11 protein-coding genes are annotated in these 16,660 nt (G+C 72.0%); 5 read left to right on the top strand and 6 right to left on the bottom strand.

All coding sequences use genetic code 11. The annotated features are described in order from the left end of the window. Window positions 1-73: 73 nt before the first annotated feature. Window positions 74-2,773: a LuxR family transcriptional regulator gene (locus DEJ24_RS03760; RefSeq protein ID WP_111077316.1), complete on the bottom strand. Its 2,700-nt coding sequence runs from the start codon at window positions 2,771-2,773 to the stop codon at window positions 74-76. A gap of 502 nt (window positions 2,774-3,275) precedes the next feature. Between DEJ24_RS03760 and DEJ24_RS03755 the strand changes: the two genes are divergently transcribed. Then, window positions 3,276-4,850: an MFS transporter gene (locus DEJ24_RS03755; RefSeq protein ID WP_111077315.1), complete on the top strand. Its 1,575-nt coding sequence runs from the start codon at window positions 3,276-3,278 to the stop codon at window positions 4,848-4,850. Between the two features lie 21 nt (window positions 4,851-4,871). Here DEJ24_RS03755 and DEJ24_RS03750 read toward each other — a convergent pair whose 3' ends face one another. The 4 genes from DEJ24_RS03750 to aroA are packed head-to-tail and all read right to left on the bottom strand — an operon-like array spanning window position 4,872 to window position 9,294. After that, window positions 4,872-5,657 (bottom strand): inositol monophosphatase family protein, encoded by a 786-nt coding sequence (locus DEJ24_RS03750; RefSeq protein ID WP_111077314.1) that lies wholly within the window; start codon window positions 5,655-5,657, stop codon window positions 4,872-4,874. Window positions 5,658-5,677: 20 nt separating this feature from the next. Further along, window positions 5,678-6,820, bottom strand: a complete 1,143-nt coding sequence (locus tag DEJ24_RS16765) for a hypothetical protein (RefSeq protein WP_181436513.1) — start codon at window positions 6,818-6,820, stop codon at window positions 5,678-5,680. A gap of 54 nt (window positions 6,821-6,874) precedes the next feature. After that, a complete protein-coding gene (rsgA, locus tag DEJ24_RS03740; protein ID WP_111077313.1) occupies window positions 6,875-7,930 on the bottom strand; it encodes a ribosome small subunit-dependent GTPase A in 1,056 nt (351 codons plus the stop codon). Next, entirely contained in the window at window positions 7,927-9,294 is a 1,368-nt protein-coding gene (gene aroA / locus DEJ24_RS03735) for a 3-phosphoshikimate 1-carboxyvinyltransferase (RefSeq protein ID WP_111077312.1), read from the bottom strand. The genes rsgA and aroA overlap by 4 nt, the downstream gene beginning before the upstream one ends. 152 nt (window positions 9,295-9,446) lie before the next feature. Between aroA and DEJ24_RS03730 the strand changes: the two genes are divergently transcribed. The 3 genes from DEJ24_RS03730 (at window position 9,447) to DEJ24_RS03720 (ending at window position 11,005) form a co-directional block, all read left to right on the top strand. Next, complete coding sequence (locus DEJ24_RS03730; protein ID WP_111077374.1) at window positions 9,447-10,259, top strand: sigma-70 family RNA polymerase sigma factor; 813 nt, start codon at window positions 9,447-9,449, stop codon at window positions 10,257-10,259. Then, window positions 10,256-10,498: a zf-HC2 domain-containing protein gene (locus DEJ24_RS03725; protein WP_111077311.1), complete on the top strand. Its 243-nt coding sequence runs from the start codon at window positions 10,256-10,258 to the stop codon at window positions 10,496-10,498. Before DEJ24_RS03730 ends, DEJ24_RS03725 begins: the two co-directional genes overlap by 4 nt. A 69-nt stretch (window positions 10,499-10,567) precedes the next feature. Beyond that, window positions 10,568-11,005 carry a GNAT family N-acetyltransferase gene (locus tag DEJ24_RS03720; protein WP_111077310.1) on the top strand — a complete coding sequence of 146 codons (438 nt, stop codon included), beginning with the start codon at window positions 10,568-10,570 and terminating at the stop codon, window positions 11,003-11,005. Between the two features lie 129 nt (window positions 11,006-11,134). Here DEJ24_RS03720 and DEJ24_RS03715 read toward each other — a convergent pair whose 3' ends face one another. Next, window positions 11,135-14,929 (bottom strand): multifunctional oxoglutarate decarboxylase/oxoglutarate dehydrogenase thiamine pyrophosphate-binding subunit/dihydrolipoyllysine-residue succinyltransferase subunit, encoded by a 3,795-nt coding sequence (locus DEJ24_RS03715; RefSeq protein WP_181436512.1) that lies wholly within the window; start codon window positions 14,927-14,929, stop codon window positions 11,135-11,137. A gap of 189 nt (window positions 14,930-15,118) precedes the next feature. On the opposite strand from DEJ24_RS03715, the gene DEJ24_RS03710 reads away from it, so the two are divergent. Further along, complete coding sequence (locus tag DEJ24_RS03710; RefSeq protein ID WP_111077372.1) at window positions 15,119-16,558, top strand: GuaB1 family IMP dehydrogenase-related protein; 1,440 nt, start codon at window positions 15,119-15,121, stop codon at window positions 16,556-16,558. Window positions 16,559-16,660 lie beyond the last annotated feature (102 nt).

The following is a 16,660-nucleotide window of genomic DNA, read 5'->3' as shown; positions in this document are numbered from 1 at the left end:
GAGTCGGCACCATGACGGACGGGAGGCCCGGTACCAGCTGGTACCGGGCCTCCCGTCCTGTGCGCCGTCGCGGCTACCCCAGCAGCGCCACCAGGTGCGAGCGCGAGCGCGCCCCCACCTTCCGGTAGATCTGCGTGAGCCGGAGCTCGACCGTCCGCTGCGACATGTACAGGGACGAGGCGATCTCGCGGTTCCGGTAGCCCTCCGTGACCTTCTGGACCACGGCCTGCTCCTCGGCGGTGAGCAGGGTCAGCACCGGCGTGCCGTCCGGCGCGCTCCGCGGCGTCGTCGGCGAGGGCGTCGAGTCGTACTGCGACTGCCGGAGCGCGGACGAGCCGACCGCCGGCGGCATCGCGGCGACGCCCTGCGGGGTGACGAGCGGACGACGGAGCCCCGCTGCCTCGTACGCCGCAGCCGATGCGGCGCCGAGTCGTGCACGGTCCGGACCGGTGCCCGTCGAGGCGAGTGCCGCGAGGGTCCTGGCCCGTTCGAACTGCGAATCCGTGGGCTCGAACAGCTCGAGCGCACGGTGGCGTGCGGCGTCCCGGGAGGTGTCGTCGCTGACGAGCGCCAGGCTCCGGGCCAGGACGAGGGCACCCCAGCGCGACGGGTGCGCCCGGTGGTCGGCGGCGAGCCGGGCCGTCATGGTCCGCGCGTCGTCGGTCCGTCCGAGCCGGACGTAGGACTCGATCAGGTCCCCGAGGTGCCGGAGCACCGTCGGGTTCCGGACCGTCCGTCCGATCGCGTCGGCGGTCTCGAGTGCCACGGCGGCCTCTTCCGCGCGGCCCTCGAACAGCAGGACCCGACCGCGGAACGCGTGCAGCTTCGCCGTCGCGCCCCAGAGCCCGCTCGTGGACCGGAGCGCCAGGCACCGGTCGAGCACCTCGAGGCTCACCAGCGGGCGTCCCTCGAGGAAGTGCCGCCAGGCGATCGCGATCGCCCGCGAGGGCTCCCGCAGTCGCTCGACGACGCTCGACCCGGTCTCCCAGGCGTCGATCGCACGGAGGGCGAGCCGGAAGTTGCCCGAGCGCACCTCGTTCTCGGCGGTCAGGTACCGGGCGGCCTCCACCCACACCGGTGCGGTGTGCGAGGAGCGGGCGATGACCAGCGCGAACACACGCCGGGCGCTGCGGTACCGCTCGGACAGGCTGAGCGCGTGGGCGAGGAGGAGCAGTGCCGGGTCGGAGAGGGCCAGCAGGCTGGTCGTCGCGAGTCCGTCGTGCAGCTCCCGGTCCGGCGGGAGGTGCCCGTCGACCGCGGCGACCATCTGCCGAGCGGCCTGCAGGATCTGCGCCGTGCCGGCCGGCAGCGCCGACTCGAACGGTTCCGCGCGGTGCAGCAGGTCACGGGCGTGCTCCAGTTCCCAGGCCTCGGCCCGGAAGCTGGCGACCATGGCCAGGAGGCCCGTGACGGCCTCCGCCTCGTCGGCGTCGGTCGCGTCGGCGGGGACGAGGAGCTCGTCGGCCTCGACGGCCTCGCCGTTGAGGTACTGCACCGAGTAGTGCAGCCGCAGGCGGCGTACGTCGTCGAGGCGGGACCGGAACGGCGCGATCGCGGCGAGGTACCGTGCCGCGTAGCCGAGGAGCCGGTGTGCGAGCAGGACCTCGGCGACCGCGAGGAGCGCAAGGTGCTCGCTCTCGGAACGGGTGCCGACGTGCAATGCGCGCTCGGTCAGTGTCACGGCTGCAGCGGGGTCGCCGTCCGCCGCGTACGCCAGGGCGGCGTGCAGCAGGGCGACGGCGTCCGGGACGTCGTCCGTGAAGCTCCGGTGCCACGACGCGGAACGCGGGTCGTGGGTCGCGGCGGACACGGCGAGCTCGGCGTGGGCCGCCCGACGGTCGCGGGCCGTCATCCGCCAGTGCAGGAAGGAACGCACGAGCGGGGAGCGGACCGAGATCGACTGACCGCGGACCGTGACGAGGCCGACGGACGCGAGGTCCTCGACGACGTCGCGGTCCCACTCCGGACCGGCGGCCTTCGTGACGGGCACCAGGGCGAGGCGGGCCAGGACGTCCAGATCGCGTCCTGCGACCGCCGCGAACACGGGCGCTGCGACCCGGTCCGTGGTCGGCGTCGGGCGCAGCGGCAGCACGAGGGGTTCCGTGCCGAGCAGCTGCTCACGGCGCAGCATGCCGAGCTGCTCGCGGAGCACGCCGGGGTTGCCGGCGGTCTGCTCCGCGATGACCGCCAGCACGCCGTCGTTCGCGTCGTCGGCGGCCATCTCACGGGCGAGCAGCAGTGCCTCGTCCGGGTGCAGGGCCTCCAGGCGCAGCGCCGGCAGGGCCGCGAGCGGGCTGTCGGACGGCACGCTGGTCACCGTGGCGACGACACGCAGGGACGTGCCGACGAGTCGACCGGCGAGGAACGCGATGAGCGTCTGGCTCGCCTCGTCCATCCGGTCGAGGTCGTCGATGAGGACCAGGGTCGGCGCCATCTGGAGCGTGCGCAGGGTGTCGAGGAGTTCGTGGGCCACGACGATGACCTGCGCGGGGTCGGCGTCGCGCATGGTCCCGAGGATCCGGGTGACGTGTGCGGCGGCCCGGGGGTCGTCGAGTGCGCTGAAGAGCGTCGTCACACCACCGAGCGGCCAGCGGGATTCGCTGCCGTTCACGCCGATGCGGACGACGGGGAGGGAGACGCGGCTGCTGGCCGCGTCGAGGACGCTTGTGCGTCCGGAGCCGGGATCGCCGACGACGACCAGCGCGGACTCCCGAGGGAGTACGGCGAGGGTCGTGATCCGGTCGACCTCAGTGCGTCGACCGGTGAGTTCCATCAGGACTCACCGGCCTCCGGCGCCAGGGCCAGTGACAGGCACGGGGGAGCGAGACGCGCCGGCGGGGAAGCCGACGACGTGGGAGCCCGCAGCGGAGTGGGTGGCTCCGCGGTGGGTGGTGCCGGCGGACGACGGGTGGGTGGCCCGGTTCGCTGGCAGGGTCGACGTGTGGACAGATCGCGGATGACGAGCCTGGGTGGGCTCGGTTCCGCTCGGGAACGATGATGTCATCGTCTTGATCACCCCTCGGGTTAGGGTCTTCGGACGAATGACGGCGGTCCGGTGCACGCTGGGACTAGGGATCCCGTTGCATCCACCTGGACTTCCGTCGTGAGAACGGTAACCCCTCTTCGGTCGTGCTGAGTCGTCCGTCAGGGAAAGGTCTCGCTCCGCGTGCCCCCAGTCCGGGGGGACCCGCGGACCCCCGTCCGGACGCCGTGGTAGGGGTCGGGGTACAGAACCGTGGGTCTGCCCGGAGCACGTCCCGGGTACGAACGGGGCGATGAGTGAGCGGACGGGCGAACAGACGAGCGATCGGGCATCGGACCGGCAACGGTGGCGGGCGTTCGGGGTGTGCGTCGCGGTGGCGGCGCTGACGATCCTGGACCTGTCGAAGGTCAACGTGGGTCTGCCCTCCATCGAGGAGTCCCTGCACGCGACGAGCTCCGCACTGCAGCTCATCGTCGCCGGGTACGCGCTCGCGTTCGGGCTCGCCCTGGTGCCGGCGGGACGTCTGGGTGACCTGACCAACCGACGCCGACTGTTCGTCATCGGGCTCGTCGCCTTCACCGTCTCGAGCCTGCTCTGTGCGCTCGCGCCGACGATCGAGGTGCTCACGGTCACCCGGATCCTGCAGGGTTTCGCCGCAGGGACGCAGATGCCGCAGGTGATCGGCCTGGTGCAGCAGCTGTTCCGCGGCGAGGAACGCGGCCGGGCCTTCGGCCTGTTCGGCGCGGTCATCGGGGTGTCCACGGCGCTCGGCCCGACGATCGGCGGCGGGCTGATCGCGCTCGGCGGGGAGCAGGACGGATGGCGCCTGCTGTTCTGGATGAACGTCCCGCTCGGCCTCGTCGCGCTGGTCTTCGCCTGGCGGCTGCTCCCGCGCGGGTCGCAGGGGAAGGCCGCGGACCGGGAGCTCGACATCGTCGGGATCCTGCTGCTCGGAGTCGCGATCATCGCGTTGATGCTGCCGTTCGTGACCACGTCCGGCGGCGGAGGATCGGCCGCCCGGTGGCTCTGGCTGGTGGTGTTCGCGGTCTTCCTGGTCGGCTTCGTGCTGTGGGAACAGGGGTACAAGCGCCGGGGGAAGTCACCGGTCGTCCACTTCGAGCTGTTCCGCCGTTCGTCCTACCGGAACGGCCTGGCGATCGTCGCCGTCTACTTCGCGGCCCTGCCCGCGTCGTTCCTCATGGTGACGCTGTACCTGCAGGAGGGTCTCGGGCTCGCCCCGGTGTTCGCCGGCATGGTGAGCATCCCGTTCGCGATCACGAGCGCCGTCGGCTCCTACGTCGGCGGCCGGCTCGTGAACCGCATCGGTCGGGCTCTGGTCGTCGCCGGGCTCGTGGCCGTCGTCGTCGGCTTCGTGCTGCTCATGCTCGCCGCGGTCCTCACCCCGCCGGAGGTCACACCGTGGGCGATGGCCGGGGCGTTCCTGGTCGGCGGCCTCGGAGGCGGGTTCGTCGTCTCGCCGAACCAGACCCTGACGCTCGCCGAGGTCCCGGTCGAGCAGTCCGGCGTCGCCGGCTCGATGCAGCAGCTCGGGCAGCGCGTCGGGACGGCGATCGGCACCGCGGTGGCGACGAGCATCTTCTACGGGATCGTCCGGAGCGAGTCTGCCGGGTCGGGGTCCGGCGGCCGGCTGGAGGCGTACCACGACGCCTTCCGCAGTGGCACGACCTTCACGGTGTCGCTCATCGCGCTGGCCCTCGTGCTGGCGGTCGCCGACCTGCTGGTCCGCCGTCGTGCGGCGCGGCGGGACGGCGTGGACGACCGGGAGGCCCGCCCCGCCTCCGACGAGCGGGCGGACGACGGGACGGGGTCGGCGGGGCACGTCGCGGAGCCGCGCCGACAGGACTGAGCGGGCCGCGCCTCCCGTCCGTCAGTCGCGGCGGACGACCTCGACGACCGCGTCGTGGACCAGGCCGTTCGAGGCCAGGGCGCTGCCGTGCCACGGCCCCGGGTCGCCGTCGAGCGAGGTGAAGCGCCCGCCGGCCTCCTCCACGATGGGCACGAGGGCCGCCATGTCCCACGGCTTGAGGTCCGGCTCGCCCGCAACGTCGAGGACCCCCTCGGCGACCATCATGTACGACCACATGTCGCCGTAGGCCCGGGTGCGCCAGACCTTCCGGGACAGCGCGACGAGGGAGTCGAGCCGGTCGTCGTCGTCCCACTGCTGCAGGGAGTTGTAGCTGAGGCTGGCGTCCTCGAGTGTTCGGACACCCGACACCTGCAGCGGCCCCTCGAGCGAGTGCGCGCCGAGACCCTCGGCTGCCCACCAGCGCCTGCCGAGCGCCGGGGCGCTCACCACGCCGAGGACCGGACGTCCGTCCACCGCCAGTGCGATCAGGGTCGCCCACACCGGCACACCCCGGAGGTAGTTCGCGGTGCCGTCGATCGGGTCGACCACCCATTGGCGATGACCCGCACTGACGGCCTCGGCACCGGTGTCGGCCGTGGTCTCCTCGCCGAGGAACGCGTCGTCCGGTCGCTCCGCGGCGAGTCGATCGCGCAGCGCCCGCTCGACGGCCTGGTCGGCGTCCGTGACCGCGGTGTGGTCGGCCTTCTCGGTGACGTGCAGGTCCGCGGCGCGGAAGCGGCCCAGGCTGATCGCGTCGGCGGTGTCGGCGAGGGAACGGGCGAAGTCCAGGTCGGCGCTGAGGTCCACGACCCCGAGCGTAGCGGCGGTCAGGCCGCGACGACCTCTTCCTCCTCCAGCCGGGTGACCGCACGCTCGCGGGCGATCCGCGTCCGACGGGCGACGAGCCCGTGGACGAGGACGCAGAGCAGCACGGCGGCGACGAACCAGAGTCCCAGGACCAGGCCGCTCCGACCGAGCGACGTGCCGGGGAAGTACTGCAGGTCCTGTGCGGCCTGCAGCCAGGCCGCGCCGCTCCAGAAGGTGTTGAGGCCCGCGAAGAACCCGGGCTGGAACGCCGGCTGGAAGATCCCGCCCGAGGACGTGAAGTTGAGCATCACGAACAGCATCGTCAGCACCGGCGTGGTCCACCGGCCGATGAGCGGGTGCAGGCCGACTCCGAGCGCGATGACGACCGCGTCGTACAGCCAGGCGAACAGGAACACCTGCCACTGGTGGGTGGTCAGCACGCCGTACACCGGGCCGGCGACGACGATGCCGATGCCTGCGACGACTCCCGCGGTGACGAGTCCGACGACGGCGGTCCACACCGGGCGCAGGCGCGTGGCGAAGGCGGCGACGGCGATCGCGGACGAGTACCCGCCGACGCTCAGGCCGACCAGCAGGAAGAACAGGCCCTGACCGGTGGTGTCCTCGGCACCGGTCGGGACGACGTCGACGACGTGGAACGGCAGGTGTTGCTCGAACGCGATCGGCACGAACACCTCCTCCGCAGCCGAGGCCGTGGTCTCGCTGGCGGCGGTCGAGACGTAGAGCGTCGCGTCGGCGTCGCTCGGGGCGTAGACCGCCGCGAGCTCTCGGTCCCGGACCTGCTGCTCGGCGGCCCGGCTGTCGTCGACGACGTGCGCGACGAGGGCGCCGTCGGACCGGTCGGTCACCGTCTGCGCGAAGACCTGCGTGGTCGGGGTCGTGCCGACGATCCCGACCGGGAGGTCGTGCGGGGTGGGGGCGTGGAAGGCACCCAGGTAGGCCAGGGTCATCCCGACCGCGAGGAAGAGCGGGACGAGGATGTGCGAGCCGAACGAGCGCAGCACCTGCCCGAGGCCCTGCGGGCGCAGCACACCGGGGGAGCGGTGCGGTGGGCGGGGGGCCGCATGGCCGTGCACGGTCGGAGCGGTGGGGGAGGACGACGCGTTCGGGGACGCGTAGTTGTACTTTGCAACTTCGGACACGAGGAGCGAGACTACGCCCACCTCGGCGCGAAGTCGAGGGGGCCGGCGCGGGACCTACGCCGTGCCGGGGTCCTCGGCGCCCATGCCCGTCAGCAGGGCCCGGAACGAGTCGAGGCGCTCGACGCCGGTCGTCCCGAGTTCGCCGTTCTGTACCCGGTCGACGATCTCCCAGTCGTGCGCCTGGTCGAGCGGGATGCCGTCGGGGGAGTCCTGCACGGTGACCGCGTGCGAGGCGAACGCGCGGAACACGTTCTCCGGCTGCACGTGGCCCAGGCCGAACGACCGGACGCCCGGGGTGTCGATGATCCAGCCGCCGTCCCGCACCCGCAGTGCGATCGAGGACGACGACGTGTGCCGCCCACGACCGGTGACGGAGTTCACGACGCCGATCGCCCGCGTCGACCCGGTCAGGGCGTTCACGAGCGTCGACTTGCCGACGCCGGAGTGCCCGACGGTGACGGTGACCTTGCCGTCGAGCAGCTCGTGCAACGCCTCGAACGGCACGTCGTCCGCGCGGCTCGTCACGATGCGCAGGTCGAGGCAGGCGAAGTGCGCCAGGAACGACGTCGGGTCGGCGAGGTCGGTCTTCGTGATGCAGAGGATCGGGTCGAGCCCCGCGTCGAACGCCGCCACCAGGTACCGGTCGATGAGCCGGGTCCGGGGCTCTGGGTCGGCCGCGGCGACGACGATGAGCATCTGGTCCGCGTTCGCGACGATGACGCGCTCGACCTCGTCCGAGTCGTCGGCGCTGCGTCGGAGCAGCGAGGTGCGCTCGGCCACCCGGACGATGCGGGCCAGGGAGCCCTCGTCGCCCGAGACGTCGCCCGCGAGCGAGACGTGGTCACCGGTCACGACGGACTTCCGACCCAGCTCGCGTGCCTTCGTCGCGGTGACGACGTGCTCGCCCTCCTCGCTCGTCACCAGGACGCCGAACCGACCGCGGTCGACGTTCGTCACCCAGCCGGTCGGGGCGTCGTCGTACGAGGGTCGGGTCTTGGTGCGCGGCCGGTTGCCCTTCGGGTTCGGGCGGACACGGACGCTGGACTCGTCGTACTGGCCGTACGGCTCGTCCTCGTCGGTGCCGCCGTCGGTCTCGTCCCACCAGCTCATGCCGGGTCCCCTTCGCTCGTCCGCGCGGTGCTCGTCGCCAGCAGGTCGGCCCACAGCTCGGGGAACTGCGGCAGCGTCTTCGCGGTCGAGCCGATGTCGTCAACGGCCACGCCCGCCGTCACCAGGCCGACGACGGCTCCGGCGGTGGCCATGCGGTGGTCCTCGTACGCGGCCCAGTCGCCGCCGTGGAGCTGCGCCGGATCGATCCGCAGGCCCTCCGGTCGTTCCGTCACCGCGCCTCCGAGACCGTTGACGTCCGCCGCGAGCGCGGCCAGCCGGTCCGTCTCGTGGCCCCGCAGGTGACCGATGCCCGAGACCTCGCTCGGTCCGTCGGCCAGGGCCGCGAGCGCGACCAGCGCGGGGGCCAGTTCGCCGCCGCGGGTCAGGTCCAGATCGACGCCCGGGACGGAGGCCCCACCCCGGATCCCGACGCCGCCGTCGAACACCAGGTCGTCGCCGTCCCGCGTCACGGTCGCGCCCCACAGCGGCAGGAGCGTCTCGAGGTCGGCACCGACCTGCGTCGTCTCGGTCGGCCAGGTCCGGATCCGGACCGTGCCGCCGGCGACGAGGGCGGCGACGGCGAAGGGGGCCGCGTTCGAGAGGTCCGGTTCGATCGTGACGTCCCGCGCCGCGATCGGCCCGGGGTGCACGACCCACTCCCCGACCGACGGCTCGTCGACCTGCACGCCGCGGGCGCGGAGGACCGCGACCGTCATGGCGATGTGCGGCAGGCTCGGCAGTCGCTCGCCGGTGTGCCGGAGATGCAGCCCCTCGGTGAAACGCGGTGCGGAGAGCAGCAGCCCGGAGACGAACTGGGACGACGCCGACGCGTCGATGTCGAGCGCGCCGCCCCGGACCGCGCCGGTGCCGACGAAGGTGAAGGGCATCGCGCCGCCGCCGTCGTCGGTGACCTGCACCCCGAGGTCGACCAGGGCCTGGACCACCGCGGCCATCGGGCGCTTCCGGGCGTAGGGGTCGCCGTCGATCGTGACCGGTCCCTCGGCCAGGGCGGCGAGCGGCGGCAGGAAGCGCATCACGGTCCCCGCGAGACCGCAGTCCACCCGGACGTCGCCGTGCATCGGTCCGGGCGTGACCCGCAGGTCAGGACCGTACGGGTTCACCGGGTCGCCGGCCGCGGGTCGGACCTCGTCGATCCCGACGCCGAGCTGCCGGAGCGCGGTCGTCATCAGCGACGAGTCCCGCGAGTGCAGCGGCAGGTGGATCGTCGACGGGCCGTCGGCCAGGGCGGCGAGGACGAGCTCCCGGTTCGTCAGCGACTTCGAGCCCGGCAGCGCGACGTCGCCGGCCAGCGGGCCGCGCGCGACCGGGGCGGTCCAGGGGTGGGAATGCGTCGTGGCTGCCATCGGTTCACCACACTACTGAACCCATCGGGAGGAGCACGGTGATCGCACTCGCACCGTCACGAACGGCCGACACAGCACTGCTGCCTCGGGTCGTCACGACGCTCGCCGAGCCACAGGGCCCGGACACCACCGTCCGCCTAGACTGGCGGGCGATGACGACCGACGAACCGCAGCACGCACCGGACGACCTGGTCGACGAGACCGAGGCGCAGCTCGACGCCGTCGAGGACGAAGACCTGGCCGGACTCGACTCCGACGCAGGGCCCGACGCGGCGCCCGAGCCCGTCGACGCGAAGACCGTGTCCGAGCACGAGCTGCGTCGTCTGTTCGAGGACCAGGCGCTGCCGTTCATGGACCAGCTCTACGGTGCGGCGATGCGGATGACGCGCAACCCGGCCGACGCCTCCGACCTCGTGCAGGAGACCTTCGTGAAGGCGTTCGCCGCCTTCCGACAGTTCCGCCAGGGCACGAACCTCAAGGCGTGGCTCTACCGGATCCTGACGAACACGTTCATCAACACGTACCGCAAGAACCAGCGGAACCCGTACCAGGGCACGATCGACGAGCTCGAGGACTGGCAGCTGGGCGGCGCGGAGAGCGTGACCCAGTCGATCTCGGCGCGATCCGCCGAGGCCGACGCCATCGACCACCTGCCGTCCTCCGCCGTGAAGGACGCGCTGCAGGCCATCCCGGAGGACTTCCGGATGGCCGTCTACTTCGCCGATGTCGAAGGGTTCTCCTACCAGGAGATCGCCGACATCATGAAGACCCCCGTGGGGACGGTCATGAGCCGCCTCCACCGTGGCCGCCGGCTGCTCCGCGGACTGCTGGCCGACCACGCACGTGAGACCGGTGTCGTCCCGGACGCAGCGTCGACGGCGACGATGCGCGGACGAGGCCGAGGTGCAGGCACGCGGGCGGCCACGACGGCCGGCACCCGCACGACCCGGAAGGACGCACGATGAGCGGGTGTGACTGCTCGAAGGCGAAGGCGGAACTCGAGGAGTTCCTCCACGACGAACTCCGACACGAGGACGCTGCGGACATCCGCGAGCACATGGACGGCTGCGAGGACTGCCTCACCGAACACCGCGTCGGCGTGGTGCTCATGGAGACCGTAAAGCGCGCCTGCCGCGAATCCGCGCCGGAGCAGCTCCGGGACGAGGTCCTCGCCCGGCTCCGCGCGGTGCAGTCGACCCACTGACGCCCGGTCCCGCGCGGCTGGGCTCGTCACACCCGCGGTGACGACGTCGTGAACGGGTAGGGTGCGGACATGACCGACGCCGAGCCGATCAGCACCTGGACCGAACCCGACGTCGCCGCGGTGACCGACCTGCTGCGCCTGCTCGGCCACCGGGTGGAGCCCGACGCGATGCAGGCCCGACTCGACCGGCTCACCGCCGAGGCCGGACACCGCACCTGGGTGGTCCGTGGCGACGACGGTCGTCCGATCGCGGTCGCCGGCGCGCAGGTCACGTGGACGTACGCCAGCGACGAGCCGACCGCACAGCTCCTGCTGCTGGTCGTCGATCCGACGGCCAGGAGGCACGGCACCGGTTCCGCACTCCTCGGCACGTTCGAGACGTGGGCAGCCGAGCAGGGCGCGCGGCGCCTGGCTGCCGTCAGCGCCGCGGCGACCGACAACGCGCACCGCTTCTACCAGCGCCGCGGGTACCACGAGGCTGGCGTGCGGTACACCCGGATGCTCTGACTCGCGGCCGGGGCGATCGCGCCGACCGCCCCGCCCGCGCTGTGGGGCACTGCCGCCTGCGGCCCCGCCCCACAGCGAACAACGCGCCCCGTCGGAACGGGGCGCGTTGTTCGTTGCGGGGTGCGAGTGCTACCGCAGCGCGCGGTCGATGACGTCGGCCGCCTCCTGTGCACTGCGCTTCGAGGAACCGGTGGCCGGGGCCGCGCTCGCCGAGCGGGACGAGACGGACAGCGGCCGGCCGTCGAGGTGCGGCGACAGGTTCATGCAGACGAAGGGCCAGGCGCCCTGGTTCTCGGGCTCCTCCTGCGCGAAGACGACCTCGGCCTCGGGGTAGCTCGCGAGCACCTCGAGGATCCGGTCGAGCGGCAACGGGGCGAGCTGCTCCAGCCGGACGAGGGCCACGTCGGTGATGCCACGCTTCTCGGCCTCGGTCCGCAGGTCGTGGTGGATCTTGCCCGAGTGCAGGACGACGCGGCGCACCGACCCCTTGTCGACGCCGCGCGACTGCAGGCGGTCGTCGTCGAGCACCTCCTGGAACGAGCCGGACGTGAAGTCGTCGACGGCGCTCGTCGCCTGGCGCAGGCGGAGCATCGCCTTCGGGGAGAACACCACGAGCGGCTTCTGCGGCTTCGCCCACGCCTGTCGGCGGAGCAGGTGGAAGTACGACGCCGGGGTCGACGGCCGAGCCACCACCATGTTGTCCTGCGCGCAGAGCTGCAGGTACCGCTCGATGCGGCCGGAGGAGTGGTCCGGTCCCTGACCCTCGTAGCCGTGCGGGAGCAGCAGCACCAGGCCGGAGCGCTGGCCCCACTTCTGCTCGGCGGAGGAGATGAACTCGTCGATCACGGTCTGGGCGCCGTTGGCGAAGTCGCCGAACTGCGCCTCCCAGAGCACCAGGGCCTCGGGACGCTCGACCGAGTAGCCGTACTCGAACGCCATCGCCGCGTACTCGCTGAGGAGCGAGTCGTAGATGAAGAAGCGTGCCTGGTCCTCGGTCAGGTTGGCGAGCGGCAGCCACTCCTGGCCGTTCGTCCGGTCGTGGAAGACCGCCTGACGCTGCACGAACGTGCCGCGGCGGGCATCCTGTCCGGCGAACCGCACGGGCTTGCCCTCGACCAGGACCGAACCGATCGCCATGAGTTCGGCCATCGCCCAGTCGACACCGCCGGCACGCGTCATCTCGCGGCGCTTCGTGAGCAGCTGCTGCAGCTTCGGGTGGATCGAGAAGCCCGACGGCGGGTTGCCGTGCGCGTCGCCGATGAGTTCGACGAGCTCCTGCGAGATCGCGGTCTCGCGCACCTCGAGCTCGGAGTCGTCACGCTGCGAGGTCGGACGCTCGAGGCCGTTCACGGCACCGGAGTCGTCGACCGAGACGGTCGGCATGGTGCCGGTCTGTGCCTCGTGGGTCTCGGCGAACGCACGCTCCAGGCGGTCCTGGAAATCGCGGTGCGCGTCGTCGTACTCCTGCTGCGTGATGTCGCCGCGGCCGACGAGGGCCTCGGTGTACAGCGTGCGGACGGAGCGCTTCGCCTCGATGAGGTTGTACATCAGCGGCTGCGTCATCGAGGGGTCGTCGCCCTCGTTGTGACCGCGCCGGCGGTAGCAGACCAGGTCGATCACGACGTCGCGGTGGAACTCCTCGCGGTACGCGAACGCCAGGTCGGCGACGCGGGACACGGCCTCCGGGTCGTCGCCGTTCACGTGGAAGACCGGCGCCTGGATGGTCTTCGCCACGTCCGTCGAGTAGACGGATGTGCGCGCGGACTCCGGCGGGGTGGTGAAGCCGACCTGGTTGTTGATGACCAGGTGCACGGTGCCGCCGGTGCGGTAGCCGCGCAGCTGCGACATCTGCAGCGTCTCGACGACCACGCCCTGTCCCGCCATCGCCGCGTCGCCGTGCACGAGCACCGGCAGGGTGCCGAACGTCCCCGCCGGCTTCCGGTCCTGCTTCGCGCGGACGATGCCCTCGAGCACGCCGTCGACGGCCTCCAGGTGGGACGGGTTCGCCGCGATGGTCACCGGGATGGCCGTGCCGTCGGACGCGCGGAACACGCCCTCGGTGCCGACGTGGTACTTGACGTCGCCGGAGCCCTGTCCGGAGACGGTGCCGGGCAGCTGGGTGCCCTCGAACTCGCGGAAGATCTGACCGTACGTCTTGCCGGCGATGTTCGTCAGGACGTTGAGGCGACCTCGGTGCGCCATGCCGATGGCGACCTCGTCGAGGCCGGCACCGGCGGCGTTCTGGATCAGGGTGTCGAGGAAGGCGATGGTCGACTCGCCGCCCTCGAGCGAGAAGCGCTTCTGACCGACGTACTTGGTCTGCAGGAAGGTCTCGAACGCCTCGGCCTCGTTGAGCTTGCCGAGGACCCGCAGCTGCTCGTCCTTCGACGGCTTCGAGTAGGGCACCTCGATGCGCTCCTGGACCCAGCGGCGCTGCTCCGGGTCCTGGATGTGCATGTACTCGATGCCGACGGTCCGGCAGTAGGCGTCGCGCAGGATGCCAAGCACGTCGCGCAGGGGAGCGGTGGTCGTCCCGGCGAGCCCGCCGGTCACGAACTCGCGGTCGAGGTCCCAGAACGTCAGCCCGTGGCGCTCGATCTCGAGGTCCGGGTGCGTGCGCTGCCGGTACTCGAGCGGGTCGATGTCGGCCATCAGGTGCCCGCGGACACGGTAGCTGTTGATGAGCTCCTGCACGCGCGCGGTCTTGTTCACCCGGTGCGCCAGGTCGACGTTGATGTCGTTCGCCCACTGGATCGGCTTGTAGGGGATGCGGAGCGCGGCGAAGATGTCGTCGTAGAAGCCGTGCTGACCGATCAGCCGCTCGTGCACCTTCTTGAGGAACTCGCCGGAGCCGGCGCCCTGGATCACGCGGTGGTCGTAGGTGCTGGTCAGCGTGATGGTCTTGCCGACGCCGAGCTCGACCAGGGTCTTCGGTGCCGAGCCCTGGAACTGTGCCGGGTACTCGAGCGCCCCGGCACCGACGATGCAGCCCTGGCCCCTGGTGAGACGGGGGACGGAGTGTTCGGTGCCGATGCCGCCGGGGTTCGTCAGGGAGATCGTCGTGCCCTGGAAGTCCGACGGGGTCAGCTTGTTGTCCCGGGCGCGCTTGACGACGTCCTCGTAGACGGAGAGGAACTGCCCGAACGTCAGGGTCTCGGCCCGCTTGATGCTCGGGACGAGCAGGGAGCGCGTGCCGTCCTTCTTCGGGACGTCGATCGCGATGCCGAGGTTGACGTGCGCGGGGGTGACGAGGAACGGCTTGCCGTCGCGCTCCTCGTAGGAGACGTTCTGGCTCGGGAACTCCTTGAGCGTCTGGACCATGGCCCAGCCGATCAGGTGGGTGAAGGAGATCTTGCCGCCACGGGCCCGGCGCAGGTGGTTGTTGATGACGATCCGGTTGTCGATCATCAGCTTCGCCGGGATCGTCCGGACGCTGGTCGCGGTCGGGACGGTCAGCGAGGCATCCATGTTCGACGCCAGGGTCTTCGCCATGCCGCGCAGCGGGGTGGCGACGTCCTCGTGCGTCTCCTCGTGCTCGTCGGCGGAGTCGTTCGCCTCGGCCGGGATCGGCTGCGGCGACGGCTGGCGCGAGGTGGTCCGGGCCTGGAGCGGGGTCTTCGCCTCGCCGGTGGCGGGCTGCTGCGTGCTGGACGGCCCGGCGACGGCGGCGGGCTGATCGGCGGGTGCGTCCGCGGCGGCAGCGGCCTGCGCGGGGGCTTCGGTGGTCGAGTCGGTCGCGGCGGTCGAGGTCGTGGGGTCGGTGCTGCTGAGCTGGGTCCGGTGGTAGCTCTCGAGGACCGGCCACCAGGACTCGTCGACGCTGCTCTTGTCGGCGACGAACTGCTCGTAGAGCTCGTCCACCAGCCACTCGTTCGCGCCGAATTCGCCCGCGGTCTCGTCAGTTCCGGTCAGATGGCTCGACACAGCCGATCGCCCACTCTCCGTCGATTGATGCTCGTGTGTGTCGTGCAGGGCAACCCTGTCCCGCACGCCGTCAACCCTAGCCGCTCATCCGTGGCCGTGAGGTGGGAGACGGCGGGTGAGTCGAGCCTCCAGGCCGGTCCGCGTGGCGCTCCCCGGCGGCCCTCCGCAGGCCGCCGTACAGTGGCCGTCATGAGGTTCTACGAGACGCGGCCGACCCACGACCTGACCTACTCCGACGTCTTCCTCGTCCCCAGCCGGTCGAGCGTGACGAGCCGCTTCGACGTGGACCTGGCCACGAACGACGGCACCGGCGCGACGATCCCGATCGTCAGCGCGAACATGAACTCCGTCACCGGTCCGCGACTGGCCGTGACCCTCGCTCGGCGGGGCGGCCTCGGCGTGCTGCCGCAGGACATGCACCTGCAGGACCTCGACGCGGCGATCCGCTGGGTGAAGGCACAGCCGGTCGCGTTCGACTCCGCGCTCGACCTGGGCGCCGACACCACCGTCGCCGAGGCGCTCGAGCAGCTGCTGCCTGTCGCCGGCCGTGGTGTCGTGGTCCGCGACGAGGCGGGGGAGTACCTCGGCTGCGTGCCCGCGACCCGTCTCGCCACCGCCGGCGCGGACGCGGTCCTCGGCGACCTGCTGCACGGCGCGACGACCGCGATCGACGCCGAGGACGCCGGGTCCTCCCGCCATGTGTACGACGTGCTCACCGCGGCCGGCGTCGACTTCGCGCCGGTGATGCGGCACGGCAAGGTCGTCGGCACCGTCAGCCCGACGAGCGCCATCCGCTCCGACATCTACCGGCCCGCGGTCGACGCCTCCGGCCGACTGCGTGTCGCCGCGGCCGTCGGCATCAACGGCGACGTCGCCGCGAAGGCCGCAGCGCTGGCGGACGCCGGTGTCGACGTCCTGGTCCTGGACACCGCGCACGGTCACCAGGAGGGCATGATCCGCGCGCTGCGCGCGGTGTCGGCGCTCGACCTCGGCATCCCGCTCGTCGCCGGCAACGTCGTCACCGCCGACGCCGTGGCCCACCTCGTCGCCGCGGGTGCGTCCATCATCAAGGTCGGGGTCGGTCCCGGGGCGATGTGCACCACGCGCATGATGACGGCGGTCGGTCGTCCGCAGTTCTCCGCCGTCCTCGAGACCGCCGCCGCCGCGCGTTCGCTCGGCGCGCACGTCTGGGCTGACGGTGGCGTCCGCTACCCCCGCGACGTCGCGCTGGCCCTGGCCGCGGGCGCGTCGGCCGTGATGATCGGCTCGTGGTTCGCCGGCACACTCGAGGCACCGGGCGTGCTCCGCCGCGACGACGCCGGGCGCGCGTACAAGGAGAGCTGGGGGATGGCGTCCGCCAAGGCGGTGCGGGAGCGCTTCGAGCGCCTCGACCCCTACGAGCGGGCGCGCAAGGCGCTCTTCGCGGAGGGCATCTCGTCCTCGACCATCTACCTCGATCCCGAGCGGCCGAGCGTCGAGGACCTGTTGGACATGATCACGACGGGCCTCCGCAGCTCCGCCACCTACGCCGGCGCGACGAGCCTGCCCGAGTTCGCCGACCGTGCCCTGGTCGGCATCCAGTCCGCCGCCGGTTACGAGGAGGGCAAGCCCCTGCCGGTCAGCTGGTAGCGGAGCACGGACGGACGGGAGGCCCGGTACCAGCTGGTACCGGGCCTCCCGTCCGTCCGGGCGTCACCTCAGCGGCGGCCTCGGCCGTCCTCACCGCGGAAG

The organism is Curtobacterium sp. MCPF17_001 (assembly GCF_003234615.1).
Lineage (GTDB): Bacteria > Actinomycetota > Actinomycetes > Actinomycetales > Microbacteriaceae > Curtobacterium.
Note: the sequence above shows the minus strand (reverse complement) of the source record. Positions and strands in the feature narration are given on the sequence as shown.